Consider the following 22,766-nt stretch of genomic DNA (forward strand, 5'->3'; position numbering starts at 1 on the left):
AAATGAGCGGGGAGCCGGGTCTGGGCCTCGAAGTGCACCAGAACAAGTTCCTGGCCGAGGGGGACCGGGCGATGACCGCGATCGTCCGGGTCGTCTCCCGCGGCGGTGAAGCGTCCGCGGCCAGGACGGCCGCCGAGGTCCTGATGATCGACTGCTCCAGTTCGATGCGCTTCCCCAGCACCAAGATCGGCGAGGCCCGGCGCGCGGCCGCGGCGGCTATCGACGTCCTCCCCGACGGCGTGCGGTTCGCCGTCATCCAAGGAACCGATCGCGCGAAGATGATCTACCCGGCCGAGGACGGCCTGGTGACCGCTTCCGACCGGACCAGGGCGGAGGCGCGTGCCGCCGTCGAGCATCTCGCGGCCGTCGGCGGTACCGCGATGGGTGCCTGGCTGGCCAAGGCACGCGACCTCTTCGACGGCGTGCCCGACGCCGTCCGCCACGCCATCCTCCTCACCGACGGCCGCAACGATTCCCAGACCAGGGCCGATCTGATGACCGTGCTGAACAGCTGCGAAGGCCGCTTCGTCTGCGACGCCAGGGGGATCGGCGACGGCTGGGAGCCCGCTGAACTCACCCAGATCGGCAGGGTTCTGCGCGGGAACGTCGATTCCGTCGTCGAGGACGACAAACTGGCCGACGACTTCCGGCAGCTGGTCGAGAGCGCGATGACGAAGGTGCTGCCCGAGGTCCGGCTGCGGATCGGCACCATGCCGTTCAGCAGGCTGCGGTCGATCAAGCAGGTGTTCCCCGACGAGTACGACCTCACCGACCGGTGCCGGGAGGTCGGCGTCCGCGAGCAGGAGCTGTCGCTCGGTTCGTTCGCGAGCGACGAGACACGGGACTACCAGCTGATCCTGGATCTCGACCCGGACCTCGAACCCAGCCACGGTCAGGACCGCCAGCTGGCGTGGACGGAACTCGTCCCGGTGCCGGGAGCCGCGGTCGAGGAGGACGCGCTGGCCATCGCGGGGCGGTGGACACGCGATCCGATCCCGCCGACGCTGATTCACCCGATGGTCTCGAAATACGCCGCACAGGCCGATCTCGGCGAGGCGCTGACCGCGGGCGGTGACGCCTACGCGGCGGGCGACCGGGCCGGAGCCGAACGGGACTGGGGTCGCGCGGTCGCCCTCGCCACCGCCGCGGGTGACGAAGAAACCCTCAGCCGTCTCTCCGGGGTCGTGGAGATCGTCGACGCGGAGAAAGGCGTGGTGCGGTTGCGCCCCGACGCGACCCGCAGCCACGCGTTGCACGTCGTCATCCCGTCGAGGGTTTCGGAAATCGCCGTTCCGCAGGAAGATCAGCCGATGCCCGACGGAACACCGGTCGCCTGCCCGGCCTGCCCCGCGCTCTCACCCGCCGGGGCGAACTTCTGCGTCGGCTGTGGAAGACCGTTCGGCGAGGTCGTTTCGTGACGGCCACCCGGGTGCGGCTGGTCCGGCTCCGCACCGCGTTGCTGGCGCTCACCCTCGCGGTGCTGGTGGTCTCGCTGTGGGCGTTCCAGAACGTCCAGAACACGGCGGAGACCGTCCGCGACCGCACCGCGCAGGCGGTGCTCGAAGTGACCGCCGCACGGGCCGCGCTGGTGGCCGCCGACGCCGCCGCGATCGCGAGTTTCGCCTCCGGTGAGGCGAAACTCGCCGGGCCGGGGCAGGAGTACGCGAACCAGTTGGCGCTGGCGAGCCAGAGCCTCGCGCGGGTCGCGGAGTTCAACCAGGCGGGTGAGGCGGGCGGCAACGCGCTGCAGGTGATCGAAAGCCAGGTCGCGGCCTACTCAGGCTCCATCGGACAGGCCGACGTGCACTTCCGCCAGCCGGACGCCGCCGTGCTGGGCGCGGTCGATCTCTGGCACGCCTCGCGGCTGCTGCACGCTTCGGGCGGGGTCTTGGAAGAGCTGGAAGTGTTGCAGGGCAGGCAACGTGAGGCGCTGGACCGGCAGCTGTCGGACACCGGGATGAGCCTCGCGATGCTCCCGCTGTGGCTGCTGCCGGTGCTGGCCCTCCTGGTGCTGCTGGTCTTCACCCAGCTGTACCTGCGGAAGCGTTTCCGGCGCGTGGCGAACCTCCCGCTGCTCGCGGCGACCGTGCTGATCGCCGCCATCGGCGTCGCCCTGGTGCTCACCCTGATCAGCCGCGACCGGCTGGATTCGGTCGGGGAGCGGCTCGACGGTGTCGCCGCCGCGCGGTCTCAGCAGATCAAGGCGGCCGACGACGCCGGTCAGCGGCAGCTCGCCGACCTGCTGACCGGGTACTGCGACGAGGGGCAGGGATGCGGGGTGACCGTCGACGAGTTCCGGGTGCGGGCACGGCAGTCCACGACGGTGGCGACGGACAACACCCGGGTGGCCACGGCGGGCGCGAAGGCGGTGGCGGCCGACGCCTCCGCCGCGGCCGAATCCGGCGGACGGGAGTTCCTGATCCCGGCCGGCACCCTGCTCGCGGGCGGGCTCGTCCTACTCGGGCTGCACGCCCGGATCGACGAATACCGGTACCGCCCGTGAAGCGCCTGATCGCCGTGCTGACGGCGCTGTCACTGGTCGCAGGCGGCTGTTCGGCGTCGGCGGAAGACGAACCGGTCGTCGTCCTCGCGTCCTGGACCGGCGGCGAGGAAACGGCCTTCCGCCAGGTGCTGGACGCGTTCAAGGCCGACACCGGGATCGGTTACCTCTACGAAGGCACCCGGGCCGTCGATCAGGTGCTCGCTTCGGACGTCCAGCGCGGTACGCCGCCGGACGTGGCCGTCCTGCCGAACGCCGGGGTGCTGGCGAAATACCGGAAGTCGGGCGACCTGCTGCCGCTCGACGACGACCTTTCCGCCGCCGTGACGCGGTCTTTCAGCTCGCAGTGGGTCACCCTGCAGAAAATCGGCACCGAGAAGCTGTACGCGGTCGCGGTGAAGGCCGATCTCAAGAGCCTGATCTGGTACGACCCGGCGCGGATGACCGGGATCCGCCCGACGACGTTCGCCGCGCTCCGCGAATACTCCGCCGGGGTGACGGCGGCCGGCGGCACGCCGTGGTGTGTCGGGATGGGTGCGCCGCCCACCTCGGGCTGGCCGGGAACCGACTGGATCGAAGACATCCTGCTGCATTCGGCGGGGCCGGAGAAGTACCGGCAGTGGGCGTCCGGCGGGCTGCCGTGGACCTCACCCGAGGTCAAACAGGCTTGGCTGGACTGGGGTTCCGTGCTCGAACCCACCGCGATCCGCGGCGGTACCGCGGCCGCGCTGCTGACCGATTTCGGCGACGCGGGCAAGGCCATGTTCACCGATCCGCCGGGCTGCGCGCTCGAACACCAGGCGTCGTTCATCATGAGCCGCTACCAGAACTTCAAACGCCCCGACGGGACCTTTCCCAAGCCGGGCACCGATTTCGACTTCCTCTCCTTCCCCGGCCGCGACGTTTCCGAGGTCGCGGCCGACCTCGCCGGGATGTTCCAGGACACCCCGCAGGCGCGCAAGCTGATGGAGTTCCTCGCTTCGGAGAAGGCACAGCGGATCTGGCCGTCGATCCCGCGCGCGAACGCCTTTTCCGCCAACCGGAAGCTCGGTCTCGACGTCTATCCGGATCAGGTGAGCCGGAGGGTCGCGGACACGATCACTTCGGCGTCCGCGCTGTGCTTCGACGCCTCGGACCTGATGCCCGCGACGATGACCGGCGCGTTCCACCGTGCCGTCCTGGAATACCTGAGCAACCGGGACCGGCTGGAAATCCTGCTGAAACAACTCGACGACGTCCGAAAAAACATCCAGCAGGGCGAATGGTTCGAAATCCCCTGTGGACAGTGAGGAGTATCGGTGAACGACCTGGCACGATTCCCGCTCGAAGGCGGTGGTTCGGTGATCGTCGAGATCGACCCGGTCCCCGGCACCGCCCGGGTCTCCCGGCGTGACGACCTGATCGAGGACACCAAGGGGTCCTTCGAAGCGGCACTCGCGAACGTCAAGGACGCGGCCGCGGCGGCGCTGGACGCCTTCCGGTCGATGACCAGGGGACCGGACGAGGTCGAACTCAAGTTCGGCGTCAAGCTGACCGCGCAAGCGGGCGCCGTCATCGCGAAAACGGGACTGGAGGGGAACTTCGAGGTCAAGCTGAAGTGGGTCCGGGAGACGGAAGACACGTGATCGGAGCCGAAACACGCTCAATCACGCGAGATCCGCCTTCAATCACGCGAAATCCGTCCCCAATCACGCGAAATCCGGGTTCAAGCACGCGAGACCCGGACTAGCGCCCGAGGCCCCGGATCAGCACCATCACCGATTCCCGCACATCGGCCCTGGTCCGTTTCGGCTGGAAGACCTGCCAGTCGAGCGCGACCACCAGCATCGTGCCGAACAGCCCCGCCGCGGCGGTCTGGATCTGGACGCCGTCGGGCAGCCGCCCGGCGGCGTCCAGCCGGTGGAGTTGTTCGCGCACGATCGAAATGATCTCCTCGCGCAGCAGCGTCAGCGTTTCGTGCCAGGTGCCGGGCGTACGCCACATCTCGCTCACCAGGATCTGCGAGAAACCGGGGTATTCGGCGATGAACTCCAGCGCACCGTCCACTTGCGACTCGATGACGTCCATCGGGTCGCCGTCGCCGGTCGCCGCGCGCAGCCGGTCCGCGAGCACGCCGACGCCGTAGCGCAGCAGTGCGTCGACAAGACCGTCCTTGCTGCCGAAGTTGTAGTAGACGGTGCCCTTCGCGACCTTCGCCTCGGCCGCGATGTCGTCCACCGTCAGCCCCACGAGGCCACGGCTGGCGGACAACCGCAGCGTCGCTTCGAACAGCTTCTGCTTCGTCGCCTCACCCCGGGGACTCACAACGCCAGCTCGGGTTTCAGCGCCGAAACCGTCCAGGTGCGCCGTTTCCGCGCCGCCAGTGTCGAGACCAGGATCCCGCCGACGAGATACGCGACAAGGACACCGATGTCACCGAGAATCTCCATCGAGGCGCCACTGTAGAGCAGGTGCCGGAATCCGTCGATCGCGTAACCCATCGGCAGCACGATGTGCAACGGGTACAACGCGTCCGGGATCGTCTGCCACGGGAACGTGCCGCCCGCGCTCACCAGCTGGAGCACCAGCAACACCAGGCCGAGGAACTTCCCGACGGCGCCGAAGAACGCGTTGAGCGCGTGCACCACCGACGTGAAGGTCAGCGACACCAGCACCGCGAACCCGATCGCGCCGAGCGGATGCGCGACGTCGATGCCGACCAGCCAGGTCACCGCGCCGAACAGCACGATCACCTGCGCGATCCCGAGCAGCGCCGAGGACAGCCAGCCGCCGAGCGCGACCTTGAACGGTGACGCGCCGGCGGTCAGCGCGCGGGTCGAGAGCGGGCGCAGCAACAGGAACAGCACGAACGCGCCGATCCAGGTCGCGAGCGAGATGAAGAACGGGGCGAGACCCGCGCCGTAGGTCCCGGCCGAGGCGACGCCGGAGGAGTTGACCGCCACCGGGTCCGCGATGGTGTTGGCGGTCGCCGCCCGGGTGGGGTCGTCCGGGTTCGGGATCTCCTTCAGCCCGGCCGCGAGCCCGTCGCGCAGCTGCACCGCGCCGTCGGCGAGCTGGTTCGTGCCGTTGACCGCGGTCTTCTCGCCGTCGTTCAGCTTCGCGGCGCCGTCGCGGATCTGCGCCGACGCGTCGGCCGCCTGCGCGATGCCGCTGGTGAGCTGCGGGGTGGCCGAGGCCAGCTGGTGCGCGCCGTCGGACACCTGCCGGGCGCCGGACGCGAGCTGGATCAGCTGGCTGTTCGCGCCCTGGATCTTCGTGTTCGCCTGGTCGACCGGCGACCGGAGGGTGTCGAGGCGGCTCAGGATCTCCTGCACCTTCGCCTCGGGGACTTCGGCGGCACGCAGATCCTGCGCGAGCTGGGTGCGGTAACCGTCGAGTTTGGTCTGGATGTCGCCGGAAGCCGTCGCCGCGAGCGAGGCGGCGTCGGCGACCTTCTGGTTCCCGTCGGCGACCTGACCGGCGCCGTCGGCGAGCTTCTGGGTCTGCGCGGGGAGCTGTGCGGTACTGGATTTCAGGGTGCCGAGGCCGGTCGCCAGCTGGGAGCTGCCCGACGCGAGCTGGTTGGCGCCGTCGGCCAGCTGCTGCTGTCCGGTCTTGAGTTTGCCGGCGCCGTCGGCGAGCTGCGAAGCACCCGTCGAGGCTTCCTGGATCTTGCCGTAGATCGTGGAGAAGCCGACCAGGAACTTGTCCGCAGCCTCGCTGCCGACCTTCTCCGCGATCGTCTTGCGGACCTGCTCGGCGACCTGTTTCGCGATGGTCCCGGACAGATAGTTGTTCGCGTCGTTGGTGGTCAGCGTGATCGTCGCCTGCTGGGGCTGGAAGTTGCCCGAGGACAGCAGCGCGGTGGAGAAGTCGCGCGGGATGCCGATCGCGAACGAGTACTTGTCGTCGCGGACGCCCTTCGCGGCCTCGTCCTGGGACACCTCGTGCCACTGGAACGTGCCGGATTTGACCAGTTCGTCGGTGACCTCACGGCCGACGTTGCGTTCCACGCCGGCCGAGTCCTTCGCGCCGGTGTCGGAAGTGAAGACGGCGGCGGGCAGCTTGTCCAGGCGCGAGTACGGGTCGTAGTTCGCGTAGAGGTAGAAGGACGCGTAGAGCAGCGGCACCAGGACGAGCGCGGCCATGGCGAGCTTCGGCAGGGTGCCACTGCTCAGCCGGCGCAGCTCGTTGGCGGCGATCCGGACGGGATTCATTCCTGGTCTCCTGAAGTCTCTTCGATCTCAGCGGTTTCGACCGGCGCGCAGCGCACGGGGTCGGGCTGCTCGAGGGCACCGCAGCGCGCGGGCTTCTCCGGCAGGGCCGAAACCGGGGTGGTGGCGGTCAGCACGATGACGGCGAGGCCGCGCTCGGCGTGCTCGCGGGCGAGCCGCGCCCAGCTGTCGACGTCGCTGGTGTGCCGGTCCGGGGTGTCGAGCACGAGGACGCCGACGCCCTCACGGCTCGCGGCGAGCGCGGTGAGCAGCCGGGTGCGCGTCACCGGTTCGATGTTCTCGAAGCGGGTGGTGGCGAAGGCGGCGGCGTCGTGCTCGGCCAGCCAGCTCGCGACGGCGGCCTTGTTCGCCGGGCGCTTCGCGAGTTCGAGTTCCTCCCCGACGACGACCTGCAGCGACAACGCGCCGTCCGGCTCGCTCACCCCGGGGGAGTCGACGATCGCCACGACCTTGTGCGGATCCCCGCCCTCGACGGTCACCGTCCCGGTGGCGGGCTTCAGCCTGCCTGCCAGCGCCAGCCCGAAGGCGGTGACGCCGACCCCTGGCTCGCCGTGCACTATCGCCAGCTCACCACCCGAAACGGTGAGCGAAGTGGGCGACAGCAACGTGCCGTGGGGTCCGGTCACGGACACCCTGTCGGCTTGAACCCGCACGAAGAACTCCCAGGTCGGTGACTCGCGGAACTTTTAAACTGACTGGTCAGTTCAAAAGTTAGCCCTGACCTGGGAGGTGCACAACCTTGGGGGGCTCACGTCACACACAAGAGTGACGAAACCTCCGCAAACCGGACGTCTATCGCAGGGCCGACGCCGGATGGACCTCCCAGGACGTCCACAGTGGACGATAACCCTGCCGGTGCCAGAACACCGAGGAGAGCGGGTTGGTCGGGTTGTAGTAGAGGTAGGTGCCGTCCGCGCCGTCGGCGGCGAACTCCTTGTGCACCACCGACATCAGTGTGCGGCCGAGCCCGCTTCCGCGCAGGCCGGGCAGGGTGACGACGTTGTTGACGTAGCCCCAGCGGCCGTGGGGGAGCAGTTCGGCCTCGGCCGAGCCGGGTGAGGAGGTGATCCACGCGCCGTGCGCGAACGCCGCGATGCGGGCGTCGCGTTCGGCCAGCCACAGCAGCGGGAGATCCTTGTCGAGCGCGCGTTCCAGCGCCGGGGCGAGCAGTTCCGCGGCGTTCGGGCGGTGCCGGGTGGCGACCTGGCCGATGTAGTCGTGGGTCGACACGGCCATCGCGAGCACGGTGTCGAAGTCGTCGCGGCGGGCCCGGCGGACGGCGACACCCTCGGCGTCCGGGGTGTCCCGGTGGCGTCCCGTGCGCACCGCGAGCGCGGACATCGGCACCAGTCCGTGGTCGAGGAAGGCGCGGATCGCCTCGGCGTCGCGGCTCGGCCAGTTGACCACGCAGGACGAGTCCTCGCCGGGGGATTCGGCGTCCATCCACGTCCGCCACGCGCGCAGGAGCACGTCCATGCCCTCGGTGCCGGTGTCCCCGATGAACGGGAACAGCTGGCGCACGTCGGCGGCCGACCACAGCAGGGGGACGTCGTCCGGACCGTGCAGCTGACGTTGCACCACTCCGGTGACCTGGACGCCGGCCGCGGTGGCCGCGTCCACGCGTTCGCCGACGACCGGGGCCGGTGCCGCCTCGGGCAGGAACCCGTCGATCGACACGAACCGGGCGCGGTGCGCGTCGAACAAGGTCTTCTCGATTTCCATCCCGTCCCCAGGGTCGGCCGCGCCGGGATCCGCTACCGAAGGGCCGCGGCCGGGGCGGCCGCCCACGTCGTCCACAGAGGACGATAACCCTGCCGGTGCCAGAACACCGGGGACAGCGGATTCGCCGGATTGTACGAGACGAAGGTACCGCGCAGCGACGGCGAGAACAGCTCGTCGTGCACGACGGCGGTCAGCGCGCGCCCGATCCCGCGCCCCCGCGCGGCCGCGGTGACCGCGAGCGTTCCGACGTAGCCCCATTCGCCCGGCGGCAGGCGTCCGGCGAGCGCGTCTCCGGGGATCGGGGAGCGCTTTCCGCCGGTCACCATCCCGACCGTGAGACCTTCCTCCTCGGCGATCCAGACCCGGCCGCCGAACTGCAGGCCGCGCCGGACCTCTTCGGCGAGCAGGGCTTGGGCGCCGGGCCGGACGGCACCGTGGCCGACGAGCGAGGTGTAGCGAAGTTCTTCGAACCGGAGGCCGACGATCTCCTCCAGATCGCCCCGCGTCGACGCGCGGATGGTCACGCCGGGTACGGAATGGGCTTCCCCCGCCGCGGGTGCGCGGACGGCCAGCGCCAGTTGCGGCGCGAGCCCGTGGTCGAGCAGGGCCCGTGAGACCGCGACGTCACGGCTGGGCCAGGTGACCGTGCACGACGAATCCGGTTCGGCGTCGGCGAGCGCGATTCGTTCGCGCCAGGCGGAAAGCAACGCGCTCATGCCCGCGACGGCGTCGAGGGGAAGGACGGCGGAGAGGATCTGCAGATGCGCGGGGCTCCAGAGCCGTTGCCAGGAACCCGCCGCGAACCGCACGTGCGTGATCGTCCCGCTGGCGCCGCCTGCTTCGAGGGGGTCGCCCGGTGGGAGCGGGGGAGGCGGCGGGAGCAACGGGTCGAGCGCGGCGAACCGCGCCCGCTGTCGTTCCGCCGCCGGGGTCATCCCCGTTGGGTGCAGAAGATCGCGGTGCCGGGGAAGAGCTTGCCGCGCAACGGGCTCCACTGTCCCCAGGTGCGGGTGTGCCCTTCCGGCCAAGCGGGCTCGATGAGATCAGTGAGCGCGAAGCCGGCGTCGGAGAGCGCGCGGACGTAGTCGCCGAGTGTGCGGTGGTACTCGACGTACGTCGCGACGCCCTCTTCGTCGACCTCGACGTAAGGCGTGCGGTCGAAATACGGCTGCGTGACCGTGAGGCCCTGCGGACCGGGGTCGTCGGGGAAGATCCAGCGCATCGGATGGGTCACCGAGAACACCCAGCGGGCACCCGGCCGGAGCACCCGGTGGACTTCGGCGAAGACGACGTCCACCGACGCCACGAACGGCACCGCGCCGAAGGCCGAACAGGCCGCGTCGAAACTCGCGTCGGCGAACGGGAGCGACTCGGCCGTCGCCTGCACGAGCGGGACGGGCGTGCCGGTCCGCTCGTTGCCTTCCCGCGCGTGCCGCAGCATGCCCGCCGACAGATCGGTCGCCACCGCCTCGGCGCCCTGCGCGGCGAGCCAACGCGAGCAGGCCGCCTGCCCGCAGCCGACTTCGAGGATCCGCTTGCCGTCGACTTCACCCAGAAGCGCGACGTCTGCCTCGCGGACGCCTTCCGGGCACCAGACGAAGTCAGCGTCGCCGAGGAACCCGCCGTGGGTCGCCTGATAGTCGTCGGCGTCGGCGTCCCACCACGCCAGGTTCGCGGCGGTCGCTTCCGGCGCCGAGACCGCCCGGTAGGCGACCCCCGCGGTGCCGAGCCGCTCCTCGGCCTGTGCGTGCCGATCGGGCTCGGTGACGGACTGCTGGCTCAAACCGATATCCTTTCCCCAGGTCAGGGCTTCGCGGCACAGCTTATCCGCCCGCCGTGATCGTGGGGGCGACCCTGATTGTGCCGTGTACAGGGGGCCGCGTAGGATATCTGTTAGCGCAGTGGGTTCGCGCTACTCTTTCCCCCGGTTCGCTCAGCGTCCGGGTCAGGGGGTCGCGTACCGGATGCGGTGATGCTCGCGGTCGTTCCCTGTGGACGTTTGCTTATGCGGTCGCCTCATGTCGGAAGCCCATGGTGCCCTAACTGCAAACCCACTACTTCCCATCCACCGGAGCAACCCGCCTAATGACGACCGACACCGCCACCGCCCCGACCGCCCCCACCGGGCCCCAGCAAGTCGCTATCAACGACATCGGGTCGGAGGAAGACTTCCTCGCTGCGATCGACAAGACGATCAAGTACTTCAACGATGGCGACATCGTCGAAGGAACCATCGTCAAGGTCGACCGTGACGAGGTCCTGCTCGACATCGGCTACAAGACCGAGGGTGTCATCCCCTCGCGCGAGCTCTCCATCAAGCACGATGTCGACCCGGCTGAGGTTGTCACCGTCGGCGATGAGGTCGAAGCCCTGGTTCTCCAGAAGGAGGACAAGGAAGGCCGTCTGATCCTGTCCAAGAAGCGTGCGCAGTACGAGCGCGCCTGGGGCACGATCGAGGAGCTCAAGGAGAAGGACGAGCCCGTCAAGGGCACCGTCATCGAGGTCGTCAAGGGCGGCCTCATCCTGGACATCGGCCTCCGCGGCTTCCTGCCCGCGTCGCTGGTCGAGATGCGCCGCGTGCGCGACCTGCAGCCGTACGTCGGCCGCGAGCTCGAGGCGAAGATCATCGAGCTGGACAAGAACCGCAACAACGTGGTCCTGTCCCGCCGCGCCTACCTGGAGCAGACCCAGTCCGAGGTGCGCAGCGAGTTCCTCAACGCGCTCGCCAAGGGCCAGGTCCGCAAGGGCGTCGTGTCGTCCATCGTCAACTTCGGTGCCTTCGTGGACCTGGGTGGCGTCGACGGCCTGGTGCACGTCTCCGAGCTGTCCTGGAAGCACATCGACCACCCGTCCGAGGTCGTCGAGGTCGGCCAGGAGGTCACGGTCGAGGTTCTGGACGTCGACATGGACCGCGAGCGCGTCTCGCTGTCGCTGAAGGCGACCCAGGAAGACCCGTGGCGTCAGTTCGCCCGCACCCACGCGATCGGCCAGATCGTGCCGGGCAAGGTCACCAAGCTCGTCCCGTTCGGTGCGTTCGTGCGCGTCGAGGAGGGCATCGAGGGCCTGGTGCACATCTCCGAGCTGGCCGAGCGCCACGTGGAGATCCCGGAGCAGGTCGTCCAGGTCAACGGCGACGTGATGGTCAAGGTCATCGACATCGACCTCGAGCGTCGTCGCATCTCGCTGTCGCTGAAGCAGGCGAACGAGGGCGTCACGCCGGAGACCGAGTTCGACCCGACTCAGTACGGCATGGCCGCCGAGTACGACGCCGAGGGCAACTACATCTACCCCGAAGGCTTCGACCCGGACACCCAGGAGTGGCAGGAAGGCTTCGACAAGCAGCGTGAGGAGTGGGAGCGTCAGTACGCCGAGGCTCACACCCGCTACGAGGCTCACATGAAGCAGGTCGTCAAGGCCGCCGAGGCCGACGCGGAAGCCGCGGCCGACGCCGCGACCGGTGTCACCTCCGGCGACTCGGGCGAGCAGAGCTACACCTCCGCTCCGGCCGAGGCCAAGAGCGGTGGCACGCTCGCCAGCGACGAGCAGCTCGCGGCTCTCCGCGAGAAGCTGTCGGGCGGCGCGTGATCCAGGCGCTCAGCCAGTAGCTGACAGACAGCGGCCCCGGTCCACACGGACCGGGGCCGCTTTCTTTTGCCCGCGTTTCGTCCTCTGAATGCGATCCTTGCGCGCGCAACTACCGCATCCAGAGGACTGAATGCGGTAGGGGGAGAAGAAGCGTCAGGAAGTGGCGGGCCGGACGGCCGGCACCCAGATGCGTTCGAGCGCCGCGGCGCGGGCCTTGCGGCGGAGGCCGGCGAAGCTGTGCTTGGCCGGGACCAGGAGCGCGCTCAGCCACGTGCGCCGATATTCGGCGAGGGCCTCGGCTACGGGACGATGGAGGACACAGTGCACCAGGCCCGGCGTACCGAGCCGGTGCCTCCCGACGTGCTTGCCGTCTGCCATCTTTCCTCCGTGTGGGCGACCTTCGCCGCGCACGGTACGCAATCAGGCGCCTGATGCGGCGTAACCGCGCGGCGTGTCACCCATAAAGGTTGAGTCTCGCGTCACTATCAACTTGCCTTTTGCACCCTTCTGTGCCGGATGCGCACATCTCGTGACCCTGCGCGGTCACCCCAGGTCGCGCCACTAGGCTGATCGACATGCTGCGTGTGGGCCTGACCGGCGGGATCGGCGCCGGAAAATCGACGGTGGCGAACCGGCTTTCCGAGCACGGCGCCGTCCTCATCGACTCCGACAAGATCGCCAGGGAGGTCGTCGAACCGGGGACGCCGGGGCTCGCCGAACTCGTGGAGGCGTTCGGGGAAGACATCCTGGCCTCCGACGGTGCGCTCGATCGGCCCGCGCTCGCCGCGAAGGCGTTCGCCGACGAGGACTCGCGCAAGCGGCTGAACTCGATCGTCCATCCGAGGGTCGGCGCCAGGACGGCCGAGCTGATGGCGGCCGCCGCGCCGGACGCGATCATCGTCCACGACATCCCGCTGCTGGTCGAAGGCGGGCTGGCGCCGATGTACCACCTCGTCGTCATGGTCGACGCGCCGGAGGAGGTCCGGGTCCGCCGCCTGGTCGAGGCACGGGGCATGGCCGAACCGGACGCGCGCGCCAGGATCAAGGCGCAGGCCACGACCGATCAGCGCCGGGCGGTGGCCGACGTGTGGTTCGACAACAGCGGAGCGCCCGACATCGTGCTCGCCGAAGTCGACGCACTGTGGGCGGATCGGCTGACCCCGTTCGAGGCGAACGTGCGGCTCCGCAAGCCGCGGGCGCCGATGTCGCCGAAGATCTCGCCGTACGACGAGACGTGGCCCGTGCAGGCCGAGCGGGCGCTCGCGCGGATCCGCGTGGTGGCGGGCGACAACGCCGTGCGGATCGATCACATCGGCTCGACGTCCGTGCCGGGGCTGCCCGCCAAGGACATCCTCGATCTGCAGCTGACCGTGTCCACTTTGGACAAGGCCGACGAGCTGGCCCAGGCACTTTCCGACGCGGGGTTCCCGCGCGCGGAAGGGGAGTGGTACGACGACGCGCACGGTGAAGAGGGCACCTGGCCCAAGCGGTTCCACTTCGGCGGCGATCCCCGGCGCCCGGTCAACCTGCACGTCCGCTCGCAGGAGACCCCGGCCTGGCGGCTCGCGCTGCTGTTCCCGGAATGGCTCCGGCAGAACCCTGACGAACGCGACGCCTATGCGGCCGTCAAGAACGCCATGGCCGCGAAGCACGCCGGCGACGGGACCGTCGAGCAGTACACCGACGAGAAGCAGGTCTGGGTCGACGCCGCCTTCACTCGCGCCGACGCCTGGGCGAAGTCGACCGGCTGGACCCCGTAGGCGCCGGCTCGGTCAGACCCGGAATTCCCGTAGCGCGGGCCAGGCCTCGGCCCAGGTTGCGGTGTGACCGGTGACCAGCCAGATCGGCATCCCGCGGCTCACGTTGCGCACACCGGTCGCGTTGTCCACGCGCGAGACGATCCTGGCGTCGGTGAACGACCGGAGCAGCCGCGCCGGATCCGGCCCGACGAACAGGACGCTGTCCGCGGTCTCGGGTGGATGCCCGAAGTACCAGAACCCGCGGCTCGGGCTGTACACGGCGGGCAGCCCGTAGTCGGCGCCGTACCGGTCCAGCGCTCCGGCCTGCCAATAGCCGGCCGTGACGAGGGTGGTGCGCTCCCGCTGTTCCGGCGGGAGCCGGTGATAGGCGTCGGCGACCGAACGGGCGAGATCCGGCCAGCCGATCTCCTCCAGCGCGTACGCCGGGCGCGGTACGTCACGCCCTTCCGCGAGCCAGGCGGACGGCCACACCGGCAGCGCGTACGGGAGGGTGTACAACGCGGAAAGCAGGAACACCGGCCAGGTCGGGATCCAGCGGAACCACAGCGACGGTTTCAACTGTCCGAAGTGGACGGCCGCACCAGCCCACAGGACGCCGAACATACCCGCCGCGTAGTAGTACCGGCCGTTGGACAGGATGAACAGCGCGATCACGCCGACGGTCGTCCAGCCGAGGAACCGGTAGGGGCGCAGCCTGGACGAGAACAGCAGGACCCAGAGTCCGTAAAGGACGCCGACGACACCGATGCCGAGCCCGGCCCCCGTGAGCAGGGCGGGCAGGAACCCGGCCCGCCCGCTCCAGCCGCCGGTGGTCTCGTGCGCGATGACGTCGCCCATCTCCAGCTGCGGCCAGCCGTTCGCGGCCTGCCACCAGAGCGTCGGCACCATCGACAGCGCGGCGATCCCCGCGCCTGCCCAGAGTTTGGGCCTGCGCAAGAGATCTCGCGGCCCGAAGAGCAGGATCGCGATTCCGGCGGCGACCCAGAACGTCGCGATGAGGAGCTTGACGTTCAGCGCGACGGCGGTCGCCACGCCCAGCCACAGCAGCAGGTTGTCGTCACGCGTCCGCATCCACCGGACGAGCAGCCACGCGATGAGCGTCCACAGCGCCGGGTCGATCGTCGACGTGGCCAGGTAGTGCCCGCTGCCGAGGAACTGCCCGCAGATCGCGTACGCGGCGGCGGCGCGGGTCTGCGCCCGGCGGTCCCCGCCCATCTCGTAGGCGATGAGCCCGGTGAACACGACACCGGCGGCCGTCGCGAGGACGGCCGGCAGGCGGAACACGAAGACGTTGCCCGGCGCGAGTGTGTCCATCGCCAGCGCCAGGAAGGGCAGCACCGGCGGCTGATCCGCGTAACCCCAGGCCAGCCGCTTGCCCGCGGAGAGGAAGTACAGTTCGTCGCCGAAGTAGCCGTAGCGCCACGCCGTCGCCAGCAGGACCGCCGCGGCCGCGGCGGCGAGCAGCCCCACCGGGAGCCGGGCGAACGCCGCACTGGACACGGTCGGTGTTTCGGCCGCGTGGGCGGCTTCCATCCATTCCTCGCAGATCTTTCGGGTGCCGGTCCTTTGGCACCTTACGTGCCGACGGCGTGGCGCGTCGGTCGTGAGAGGACCGATGGAGCATCAGAACCCCCAGTCCGTGAGTTTCGGCCAAACCGTGTCCCAGCTCCCGTTCCGGCCGGTGGCCAGCCAGATCTTCATGCCCTGACTCGTGTTCGTGATCCCGGCCCGGTTGTCGAGCACACCGACCTCACGGATCCGCGTGAAGTACGGCACAAGCCCCGAAGGGTCGTTCCCGACGAACAGGACGTCCCGTGCCGATTCCGGTGGTCTCGGCAGCGTGGCGTAGCCGCGGTTGGGACTCGACGGCGACGGGAGCCCGAGCTCCGGTCCGTAATGGTCGATCGCGCTCGCCTGCCAGTACTTCGCCGCCACGATCCCGGTCCGGGCCGGATCGGGCACGGTCCGGTACGCCCTCGCCACCGACTCCGTGATCTCCCGCCAGCCGATCTCCTCGACGGCGAACACCGGACGGGCCCACTCCGGAGCACTCGCCAGCTCCGCCCTCGGGAGGATCGGGAGCGATTGCGGAATGGCGATCAGCGCGGCGACGACGTACACCGGCCACGTGGCCAGCCAACGCCAGTACTTCGACGCCTGCCCCGCCTCGATCTCCACCGCCGCGGCCGCGAACAGCGGGGCGAACATCCCCGCCGCGTAGTAGTAGCGCCCGTTCGCCAGCAGGAACAGGGCGAGCACGCCGAGCGCGGTCCAGCCGAGGAAACGGTACGGCCGCAGCCGTTCGGACCGCAGCAACCGCCACAGGCCGTAGCCGAGCAGGATCATTCCCACCGGAACCCCGGCGCTGAGCACCAGTGTCGGGATGAACGTGGCCCGCCCACCCCAGCCCGCCGAGACCTCTTGGGAGATCGCCGCGCCCATGGTCAGTTGCGGCCATCCGTTCGCCGCCTGCCAGACGAGCGTCGGCGCGATCATCGCGGCGGCGATCAACGCGCCGAACCACAGCGCCGGACGGCGGACGAGGTCACGGGGGCCGAATATCGTCGCGGCGACCAGCGCGACGGCCCAGAAGCCCCCGATGAGGAACTTCGTGTTCAGCGCGAATCCGGTGACCATCCCGCTCCAAAGCAGAAGCCCGTCCTCGCGGGTCCGCATCCACCGGACGAGCAGCCACACCAGGAGTGTCCACAGGAACGGGTCGATCGTGCTGGTCGCCAGGTAATGCCCGCTGCCCAGCATCTGGAGGGATACCGCGAAGGTCGCCGCCGCGATCGTCTGCGCTTTGCGGCCACCGCCCAGTTCCCTGGCGATGAGTGCGGTCAGCACGACACCGGCGACCATCGCCAGCATCGCCGGGATCCGCAGGACGAACGGCGAATCGGCGCCGAACCCGTCCATCAGCCGGGCCAGCAGCGGCAACAACGGCGGCTGGTCGGCATACCCCCAGTCCAGATGCCGACCGGCCGCCAGGAAGTACAACTCGTCGCCGAAATACCCGTAGCGACCGGCCGTCGCCGCGAGAACCGCCCCCATCGCCCCGGCGACCGCCAGTACCGGTGCCCTCGCGAACGGCGCGACTTCCGCGTGTTGTAGGAGCCCCTCGGTCTTGATGACCACGGGTATCCGCCCCCTCTCGATCGGTTACTCCGTGATCGAGAGTTCCGCAAAGGCGTCCTTCCGGGTATCCATCAGCCGGTCGTGATCCGCTCGCCCAAGGGATGAGTGAAGATCAATCGAACGATGGATGCCGGCCGCTCAGTGCCGTCGCCAGCCGAGTGTGATGTCCTTTGTGGACAGCCATCCGCGCAGGTCGTGGCCGTGGGTGGCCAGCCCGTCGACGGTCGCGTGACTGACGTCGAGCGCGCGTTCGCCGTCGGCGGGGGAGAGCAGCCCGGCGGTGACCGCGGCGAGGAGTTCGTCGGTGTCGATCACCTGGACGGACTTCTTGTCCCGCAGCACGAGATCGAGATAGAGGTCGGTGGCCACCCAGACGCCGCCCTCGCGGCGGATGTCGACGACGTCGAGGTAGAAGTCCTGATCGCGTTCGTGACCGGGGTTGAACCAGAAATCGGTGATCCGCAGGCCGAGATCCGGCAACAGCCAGGACTCGAGGTAGTGGAACTGCGCCCGCCCCGGCGTCGGCCGCGCCATGTAGAGGCCGAAGGGCTCTTCGCGGTATTCGTCGACGTCCCTCACGACGCCCTTGGGGTCGGTGTTGGTCTTCGCAGCGGGGTCGAAGTACTCGACCTTCGGCGGATGCAGCGCGGTCATGCGCCCATCTTGGAAGGAGCCGACGCCCGCGAACACCGCCCAACCGGGTGGACGATCACCGGTTTCGCGGTTCCGGGGGAGTGGAGCCGCCTGGCCGGATAAGGTGCGCTGGTTCCGCCATAAGGGTGAGTGGGAGTCGACGTATGTTCGGGATCATCAGGCCGTGCCGCCACCGGCTTTCCGCGGGTCTGCACGCGGATTGGCTCGCCCATCTCTGCGGTCTTTGCCTGGCGCTGCGCGACGAACACGGACATCTCGCCCGAATGGTGACGAACTACGACGGATTGATCATCTCGGCGCTCGTCGAAGCGCAGTCACCCCGTGCGGAGGGGCGGCGCGACGCCGGCCCTTGCCCGCTTCGGGCGATGAAGGGGACGTCGGTCGCGAAGGGCGGCGGTGCTCAGCTCGCGGCCGCTGTCTCCTTGGTGCTGGCGTCGGCCAAGATCAGCGACCACGTCGAGGACCGCGACGGCGCCTTCGCGCGGCGTTCCGTGGCTCTCGCCGCGAGGCGCGTCGCGACGCGCTGGGCGGACCAGGGGAGCCGCACGGGCAGCCGGATCGGCTTCGACACGGCGGTCTTGACCGAGGCCGTCGATCGGCAGGGCGAGATCGAACGTGCCCTCCACCTGGGTGATTCGGCCGTCCTCGCGACCGAACCGGCCGAATTGGCGACGGCGGCCGCGTTCGCGCACACCGCGGTCATCGCGGGCCGTCCGGAGAACGCCGCGCCGCTGGCCGAGGCCGGGCGCCTGTTCGGCAGGGCCGCTCACCTGCTCGACGCCGTCGAAGACCTCGCCGAGGACGAGGCCGCCGGCGCGTGGAACCCGCTGACCGCCACCGGCACCGACCTCGCCGAAGCACGACGGTTGTGCGACGACGCCGTGCTCGGCGTCGAACTCGCCCTTCGCGAAGTGCGGTTCGACCAGCCGAAGCTGGTTCACGCCCTGCTGGTGCACGAACTGCGGCAGGCGGTGCGACGGTCCTTCGGGCACAACCTCACCGGTCACGGGCACGGCCCCCAGCAGCCGCCGCCGGGCTGGATCGGCCCCGGGCCCCGGCCGCAACAGCATCCCCACCAGCCGTATCAGCAGCAGCCCTATCCCCAGCCGCCTTATCCCCAGCAGCCCTACCCGCAGGGTGGGCACCAGGCGCCGCCACCGAGGCCGGTCCCGCCGCAGGGCGCGCCCGGTGGCGGAGGGCCGCCGCAGGAGCCGCCGAAGAAGAAGCGGAAGCACGGCGACGGGCCTGTCGATGGCCAGGGTGGTTGCTGCTGGACGCCGAAGTTCCGGGTGCCCGCCCAGCCGAGGGGGTTCTTCCTCGGTTGCACGGTGGCCACCTACATGTGCTGTTCGTGCCAGTTCTGCTGCCGGGACCCGTTCCCCGGGGCGTGGAGCGGGAAGCCGCACGAGGCAGTGTGCAACAACTGTGACGGTTGTGACTGCTGTAACTGTTGTGACTGTTCCTGCTGATCCCGACCAGGCGAAACGGAAACTGTCGGACCCTGCGCCTACTCTGGTTCCCGTGGCTTTCGCATCCGAACACCCCGTGCTCGCCCAGTCGGACTTCCGCCCCGTCACGGACATCCCCCGGACGGGCGGCCGGTTCGAGGTGGTCAGCGAGTACAAGCCCGCCGGTGACCAGCCGGCGGCCATCGACGAGCTCGAACGCCGGATCAACGCGGGCGAGAAGGACGTCGTGCTGCTCGGTGCCACGGGTACCGGCAAGTCGGCGACGACGGCTTGGCTGATCGAGCGCGTCCAGCGCCCGACGCTGGTGATGGCGCCGAACAAGACGCTCGCCGCGCAGCTGGCGAACGAGCTGAGGGAGCTGTTCCCGAACAACGCGGTCGAATACTTCGTCAGCTACTACGACTACTACCAGCCCGAGGCGTACATCGCGCAGACGGACACCTACATCGAGAAGGACTCGTCGATCAACGACGACGTCGAGCGGCTGCGGCACTCGGCGACGATGAACCTGCTCTCCCGGCGTGACGTCATCGTGGTCGCGAGTGTCTCGTGCATCTACGGCCTCGGCACGCCGCAGTCGTACCTGGACCGGTCGACGAAGCTGAAGGTCGGCGAGCAGCTCGACCGTGACGTCTTCCTCCGCGCGCTGGTGGACGTGCAGTACACCCGCAACGACATCGCCTTCGCGCGCGGCACCTTCCGCGCCCGCGGCGACACGGTCGAGATCATCCCGGCGTACGAAGAGCTGGCGATCCGCGTCGAGTTCTTCGGCGACGAGATCGAGAAGCTGTACTACTTGCACCCGCTCACCGGCGACATCGTGAAAGAGGTCGACGAGGTCCGCATCTTCCCGGCCACGCACTACGTCGCGGGCCCGGAGCGGATGGAGAAGGCCATCCGCGGTATCGAGGCCGAGCTGGAGGAGCGGCTGGCCGAGCTGGAGAAGCAGGGCAAGCTGCTCGAGGCACAGCGGCTGCGGATGCGCACCGCGTACGACATCGAGATGATGCGCCAGGTCGGGTTCTGCTCCGGTATCGAGAACTACTCGCGGCATATCGACGGCCGTTCCGCGGGCTCCGCGCCCGCCACGCTCATCGACTACTTCCCGGACGACTTCCTGCTGGTCATCGACGAGTCGCACCAGACCGTCCCGCAGATCGGCGGCATGTTCGAAGGCGACATGTCGCGGAAGCGGAACCTGGTCGACTTCGGGTTCCGGCTGCCCAGCGCGGTCGACAACCGGCCGCTGACCTGGGAGGAGTTCAGCGACCGGATCGGGCAGACGGTGTACCTGTCGGCGACGCCGGGGCCGTACGAGATGGGGCAGGCGGGCGGCGAGTTCGTCGAGCAGGTCATCCGGCCCACCGGCCTGGTCGACCCGAAGGTCGTCGTGAAGCCGACCGAGGGCCAGATCGACGACCTGGTGCACGAGATCCGCGAGCGGGCCGAGAAGGACGAGCGCGTCCTGGTCACCACGCTGACCAAGAAGATGGCCGAGGACCTCACCGACTATCTGCTGGAGCTGGGCATCCGGGTGCGGTACCTGCACTCCGAGGTGGACACGCTGCGCCGGGTCGAGCTGCTGCGGCAGCTGCGTGCGGGCGATTTCGACGTACTGGTCGGCATCAACCTGCTCCGTGAGGGTCTCGACCTGCCCGAGGTTTCGCTGGTCGCGATCCTCGACGCGGACAAGGAGGGCTTCCTCCGCAGTGGCACGTCGCTGATCCAGACGATCGGCCGCGCGGCGCGAAACGTGTCGGGCGAGGTGCACATGTACGCGGACAAGATCACCGACTCGATGCAGCACGCCATCGACGAGACCGATCGCCGCCGCGCCAAGCAGGTCGCGTACAACGAGGAGCGGGGTGTCGACCCGCAGCCGCTGCGGAAGAAGATCGCCGACATCCTGGACCGCGTCTACAGCGAGGCCGAGGACACGGAGTCGGTCGCCGTCGGTGGCTCGGGGCGGAACTCCTCGCGGGGCAAGAAGCCCGAGCAGGGCGACCGCGTCCGCAGCTCCGGGATGCTCGCGGACAAGGACGTCGCCGGGATGCCGCGCGCCGAACTGGCCGACCTCATCCAGCAGATGACCGACCAGATGATGCAGGCCGCGCGCGACCTGCAGTTCGAGCTGGCGGCCCGGCTGCGCGACGAGGTGTCGGACCTCAAGAAGGAGCTCCGGGGCATGGACGCGGCCGGCATCAAGTAACCCCGCGTTTCGTCCTCTGAACGCGATCCTTGCGTGTGCAAGTACCGCATTCAGAGGACGAAACGCGTGCGGGGGTCAGAGGCGACGGCGTTCGAGCATGGTCAGGTCGGCGTCGAAGTCCGGGAAACCGGCGGGCACCGAACGTGTGCTGACACCCGGTGAGACCGGGGGAAGACCGGCCCATCGCCGCACGGTGTTCGTCGCTTCGGCGGCCTGCTCAGGGGGAAGCTGCGCGATCCGGGCGCCGTGGTTACCGCCCGGCACCGTGTAGCTGTAGGAGTCCTTCGTGCCGAAGCCGAGCTTGAACGGCTCGGCACCCCACGGGTCGTTGCCGCCGTAGACGAACATCAGCCGCTTCCCGCGCGACTTCACCCAGAAGTCGATGTCCGGCATCGCGAGATGGTCGAACCGCGGGATGTCGACCGACTTCGGCACGAACGTCCGTGACACGTTGGAGCCCGGATAGCGGAGCAGATCCCGGAGATAGCCTTCGTAGGACTCGGGCGCGCCGAGCTGGTAGGCCGCCTGGAAGTAGTACGGGACGTAGACCTCGAGGTTCTGGTCGGAGTAGGTGTTGAGGCTCTCGACGCGTTCGAACCAGGCGTAGACCTCGGACGCCGGGGCGCCCGCCTTCGGGATCGTCGCGCAGTCCGACTGCCGCTGGTACTGCCAGAAGGCGAAGTACGAGTCGATCACCGAGATCTCCAGCGACACGTCGGCCGAGCCGACGGTCTTGAACGTGTAGCCATTCTTGGCCGCGTCGGCGGCGGCGAGCGCCGCGAACTCGGAACGCCGGGTCAGCACGTCACGCTGGATCGCCTTCAAGGCCGAACGGCAGGCCGGATCGTTGCCGACGTTCGCCAGGAACCGGTTGTAGCGGTCGTGCTCGTTGATGACGTCGTTGGGCGCGACGTACGGGATCGTCGCGTCGACGTCGTCCGGGAAAAACCTACGGAAGTAGGTCGCCGTCATACCGCCCTTGCTGCCGCCGGTGGCGAGCCACTTGCCCGGGTAGAGCCGCTTGAACGCCTCGACGGCGCGGTGCTGATCGGCGGCGGCCTGCCAGATCGTCAGCTGCTTGCCCCAGTTCGGTTGCTCCGGCCGAGACGGGGTGAAGAAGCGGTATTCCATCGACAGCTGGTTGCCGTCGACGATCTGTGTCGGCTCCGAGCGGTTGGGCGATTGCGACACGTTGTACCCGCTCGTGTACACCACGGTCGGCGAGCGGAATTCCTTGTGCAGCAACGTGAAACGCTGCTGGAAGGTGCCGCCCTCCGGCCTGCGGTGGTCGACGGGCTGGGTGTAGGTGAGTTTGAAGAACCGGTATCCGGTCGGCGCCGGATTCTCCGAGACGACGGTCAGCCCGGGGATCCGCCCGAGCGCCTCCTTGATGTCTTCGGGTGCCGCCTGCGCGGCCGGGGTCAGCCCGGCCAGTGCGAGAACGGTGATCGCCAGAACCGACCACGCGGCCGTGAGCTTCCGCATCCATGCCCTCCCCATCGGGACCTGTTGAGC

The 22,766-nt window shown here is 69.2% G+C and carries 19 protein-coding genes; 8 read left to right on the forward strand and 11 right to left on the reverse strand.

Features of this window, described 5'->3' with window-relative positions; translation table 11 throughout:
- The first annotated feature begins 2 nt into the window (after window positions 1-2).
- From ED92_RS34065 to ED92_RS34080, 4 genes are read left to right on the forward strand one after another with little or no spacing between them, the layout of a single operon-like run.
- On the forward strand, window positions 3-1,418 hold the full coding sequence (locus ED92_RS34065) for a VWA domain-containing protein (protein ID WP_037345481.1): 1,416 nt from the start codon (window positions 3-5) through the stop codon (window positions 1,416-1,418).
- Window positions 1,415-2,503 carry a hypothetical protein gene (locus ED92_RS34070; protein ID WP_037345483.1) on the forward strand — a complete coding sequence of 363 codons (1,089 nt, stop codon included), beginning with the start codon at window positions 1,415-1,417 and terminating at the stop codon, window positions 2,501-2,503. Before ED92_RS34065 ends, ED92_RS34070 begins: the two co-directional genes overlap by 4 nt.
- Window positions 2,500-3,789 carry an ABC transporter substrate-binding protein gene (locus tag ED92_RS34075; protein WP_037345484.1) on the forward strand — a complete coding sequence of 430 codons (1,290 nt, stop codon included), beginning with the start codon at window positions 2,500-2,502 and terminating at the stop codon, window positions 3,787-3,789. The genes ED92_RS34070 and ED92_RS34075 overlap by 4 nt, the downstream gene beginning before the upstream one ends.
- Before the next feature lie 9 nt (window positions 3,790-3,798).
- On the forward strand, window positions 3,799-4,125 hold the full coding sequence (locus ED92_RS34080; RefSeq protein ID WP_037345485.1) for a CU044_2847 family protein: 327 nt from the start codon (window positions 3,799-3,801) through the stop codon (window positions 4,123-4,125).
- Window positions 4,126-4,225: 100 nt separating this feature from the next.
- Here ED92_RS34080 and ED92_RS34085 read toward each other — a convergent pair whose 3' ends face one another.
- The 6 genes from ED92_RS34085 to ED92_RS34110 all read right to left on the reverse strand — a co-directional run bounded on the left by ED92_RS34085 (window position 4,226) and on the right by ED92_RS34110 (window position 10,219).
- The gene (locus ED92_RS34085; RefSeq protein WP_037345486.1) at window positions 4,226-4,804 is read right to left on the reverse strand and encodes a TetR/AcrR family transcriptional regulator; all 579 of its coding nucleotides are present in this window, start codon (window positions 4,802-4,804) and stop codon (window positions 4,226-4,228) included.
- Window positions 4,801-6,696 carry a YhgE/Pip domain-containing protein gene (locus tag ED92_RS34090; protein WP_037345487.1) on the reverse strand — a complete coding sequence of 632 codons (1,896 nt, stop codon included), beginning with the start codon at window positions 6,694-6,696 and terminating at the stop codon, window positions 4,801-4,803. Before ED92_RS34090 ends, ED92_RS34085 begins: the two co-directional genes overlap by 4 nt.
- Window positions 6,693-7,367, reverse strand: coding sequence for an ABC transporter ATP-binding protein (locus ED92_RS34095; RefSeq protein WP_037345489.1), 675 nt, complete (start codon window positions 7,365-7,367; stop codon window positions 6,693-6,695). The genes ED92_RS34090 and ED92_RS34095 overlap by 4 nt, the downstream gene beginning before the upstream one ends.
- Before the next feature lie 139 nt (window positions 7,368-7,506).
- The gene (locus ED92_RS34100; protein ID WP_037345839.1) at window positions 7,507-8,436 is read right to left on the reverse strand and encodes a GNAT family N-acetyltransferase; all 930 of its coding nucleotides are present in this window, start codon (window positions 8,434-8,436) and stop codon (window positions 7,507-7,509) included.
- Window positions 8,437-8,468: 32 nt separating this feature from the next.
- Complete coding sequence (locus tag ED92_RS34105) at window positions 8,469-9,371, reverse strand: GNAT family N-acetyltransferase (protein WP_037345490.1); 903 nt, start codon at window positions 9,369-9,371, stop codon at window positions 8,469-8,471.
- Window positions 9,368-10,219: a class I SAM-dependent methyltransferase gene (locus tag ED92_RS34110; RefSeq protein WP_037345491.1), complete on the reverse strand. Its 852-nt coding sequence runs from the start codon at window positions 10,217-10,219 to the stop codon at window positions 9,368-9,370. Before ED92_RS34110 ends, ED92_RS34105 begins: the two co-directional genes overlap by 4 nt.
- Before the next feature lie 302 nt (window positions 10,220-10,521).
- On the opposite strand from ED92_RS34110, the gene rpsA reads away from it, so the two are divergent.
- Window positions 10,522-12,021: a 30S ribosomal protein S1 gene (rpsA, locus tag ED92_RS34115; RefSeq protein ID WP_037345493.1), complete on the forward strand. Its 1,500-nt coding sequence runs from the start codon at window positions 10,522-10,524 to the stop codon at window positions 12,019-12,021.
- A gap of 153 nt (window positions 12,022-12,174) precedes the next feature.
- On the opposite strand, the gene ED92_RS34120 is transcribed toward rpsA, so the two are convergent.
- Window positions 12,175-12,399: a hypothetical protein gene (locus ED92_RS34120; RefSeq protein WP_037345494.1), complete on the reverse strand. Its 225-nt coding sequence runs from the start codon at window positions 12,397-12,399 to the stop codon at window positions 12,175-12,177.
- A gap of 197 nt (window positions 12,400-12,596) precedes the next feature.
- On the opposite strand from ED92_RS34120, the gene coaE reads away from it, so the two are divergent.
- Complete coding sequence (coaE, locus tag ED92_RS34125) at window positions 12,597-13,781, forward strand: dephospho-CoA kinase (protein ID WP_037345496.1); 1,185 nt, start codon at window positions 12,597-12,599, stop codon at window positions 13,779-13,781.
- Between the two features lie 12 nt (window positions 13,782-13,793).
- On the opposite strand, the gene ED92_RS34130 is transcribed toward coaE, so the two are convergent.
- From ED92_RS34130 to ED92_RS34140, 3 genes are all read right to left on the reverse strand, one after another.
- Window positions 13,794-15,314, reverse strand: a complete 1,521-nt coding sequence (locus tag ED92_RS34130; RefSeq protein ID WP_037345498.1) for a glycosyltransferase family 39 protein — start codon at window positions 15,312-15,314, stop codon at window positions 13,794-13,796.
- Window positions 15,315-15,404: 90 nt separating this feature from the next.
- On the reverse strand, window positions 15,405-16,919 hold the full coding sequence (locus tag ED92_RS34135; protein WP_037345500.1) for a glycosyltransferase family 39 protein: 1,515 nt from the start codon (window positions 16,917-16,919) through the stop codon (window positions 15,405-15,407).
- A gap of 138 nt (window positions 16,920-17,057) precedes the next feature.
- Window positions 17,058-17,573 carry a DUF402 domain-containing protein gene (locus ED92_RS34140; RefSeq protein WP_037345843.1) on the reverse strand — a complete coding sequence of 172 codons (516 nt, stop codon included), beginning with the start codon at window positions 17,571-17,573 and terminating at the stop codon, window positions 17,058-17,060.
- A gap of 143 nt (window positions 17,574-17,716) precedes the next feature.
- Between ED92_RS34140 and ED92_RS34145 the strand changes: the two genes are divergently transcribed.
- Both ED92_RS34145 and uvrB read left to right on the forward strand, forming a co-directional pair.
- The gene (locus ED92_RS34145) at window positions 17,717-19,042 is read left to right on the forward strand and encodes a DUF5685 family protein (RefSeq protein WP_037345501.1); all 1,326 of its coding nucleotides are present in this window, start codon (window positions 17,717-17,719) and stop codon (window positions 19,040-19,042) included.
- A gap of 52 nt (window positions 19,043-19,094) precedes the next feature.
- Entirely contained in the window at window positions 19,095-21,251 is a 2,157-nt protein-coding gene (uvrB, locus tag ED92_RS34150) for an excinuclease ABC subunit UvrB (protein WP_037345502.1), read from the forward strand.
- 75 nt (window positions 21,252-21,326) lie between these two features.
- On the opposite strand, the gene ED92_RS34155 is transcribed toward uvrB, so the two are convergent.
- A complete protein-coding gene (locus tag ED92_RS34155; RefSeq protein WP_037345505.1) occupies window positions 21,327-22,736 on the reverse strand; it encodes a S28 family serine protease in 1,410 nt (469 codons plus the stop codon).
- Between the last annotated feature and the right edge of the window lie 30 nt (window positions 22,737-22,766).

The sequence above is a fragment of the Amycolatopsis sp. MJM2582 genome (genome assembly GCF_000754115.1).
In the GTDB taxonomy this organism is placed as follows: Bacteria; Actinomycetota; Actinomycetes; order Mycobacteriales; family Pseudonocardiaceae; genus Amycolatopsis; species Amycolatopsis japonica.

What these genes read in the sequence shown, in the direction of transcription:
- ED92_RS34130 (WP_037345498.1), bottom strand. Translation starts at nt 15,314, where the DNA reads ATGGAAGCCGCCCACGCGGCCGAAACACCGACCGTGTCCAGTGCGGCG.
- ED92_RS34105 (WP_037345490.1), bottom strand. Translation starts at nt 9,371, where the DNA reads ATGACCCCGGCGGCGGAACGACAGCGGGCGCGGTTCGCCGCGCTCGAC.
- rpsA (WP_037345493.1), top strand. Translation starts at nt 10,522, where the DNA reads ATGACGACCGACACCGCCACCGCCCCGACCGCCCCCACCGGGCCCCAG.
- ED92_RS34120 (WP_037345494.1), bottom strand. Translation starts at nt 12,399, where the DNA reads ATGGCAGACGGCAAGCACGTCGGGAGGCACCGGCTCGGTACGCCGGGC.
- ED92_RS34090 (WP_037345487.1), bottom strand. Translation starts at nt 6,696, where the DNA reads ATGAATCCCGTCCGGATCGCCGCCAACGAGCTGCGCCGGCTGAGCAGT.
- ED92_RS34145 (WP_037345501.1), top strand. Translation starts at nt 17,717, where the DNA reads ATGTTCGGGATCATCAGGCCGTGCCGCCACCGGCTTTCCGCGGGTCTG.
- coaE (WP_037345496.1), top strand. Translation starts at nt 12,597, where the DNA reads ATGCTGCGTGTGGGCCTGACCGGCGGGATCGGCGCCGGAAAATCGACG.
- ED92_RS34065 (WP_037345481.1), top strand. Translation starts at nt 3, where the DNA reads ATGAGCGGGGAGCCGGGTCTGGGCCTCGAAGTGCACCAGAACAAGTTC.
- ED92_RS34140 (WP_037345843.1), bottom strand. Translation starts at nt 17,573, where the DNA reads ATGACCGCGCTGCATCCGCCGAAGGTCGAGTACTTCGACCCCGCTGCG.
- ED92_RS34155 (WP_037345505.1), bottom strand. Translation starts at nt 22,736, where the DNA reads ATGCGGAAGCTCACGGCCGCGTGGTCGGTTCTGGCGATCACCGTTCTC.
- ED92_RS34100 (WP_037345839.1), bottom strand. Translation starts at nt 8,436, where the DNA reads ATGGAAATCGAGAAGACCTTGTTCGACGCGCACCGCGCCCGGTTCGTG.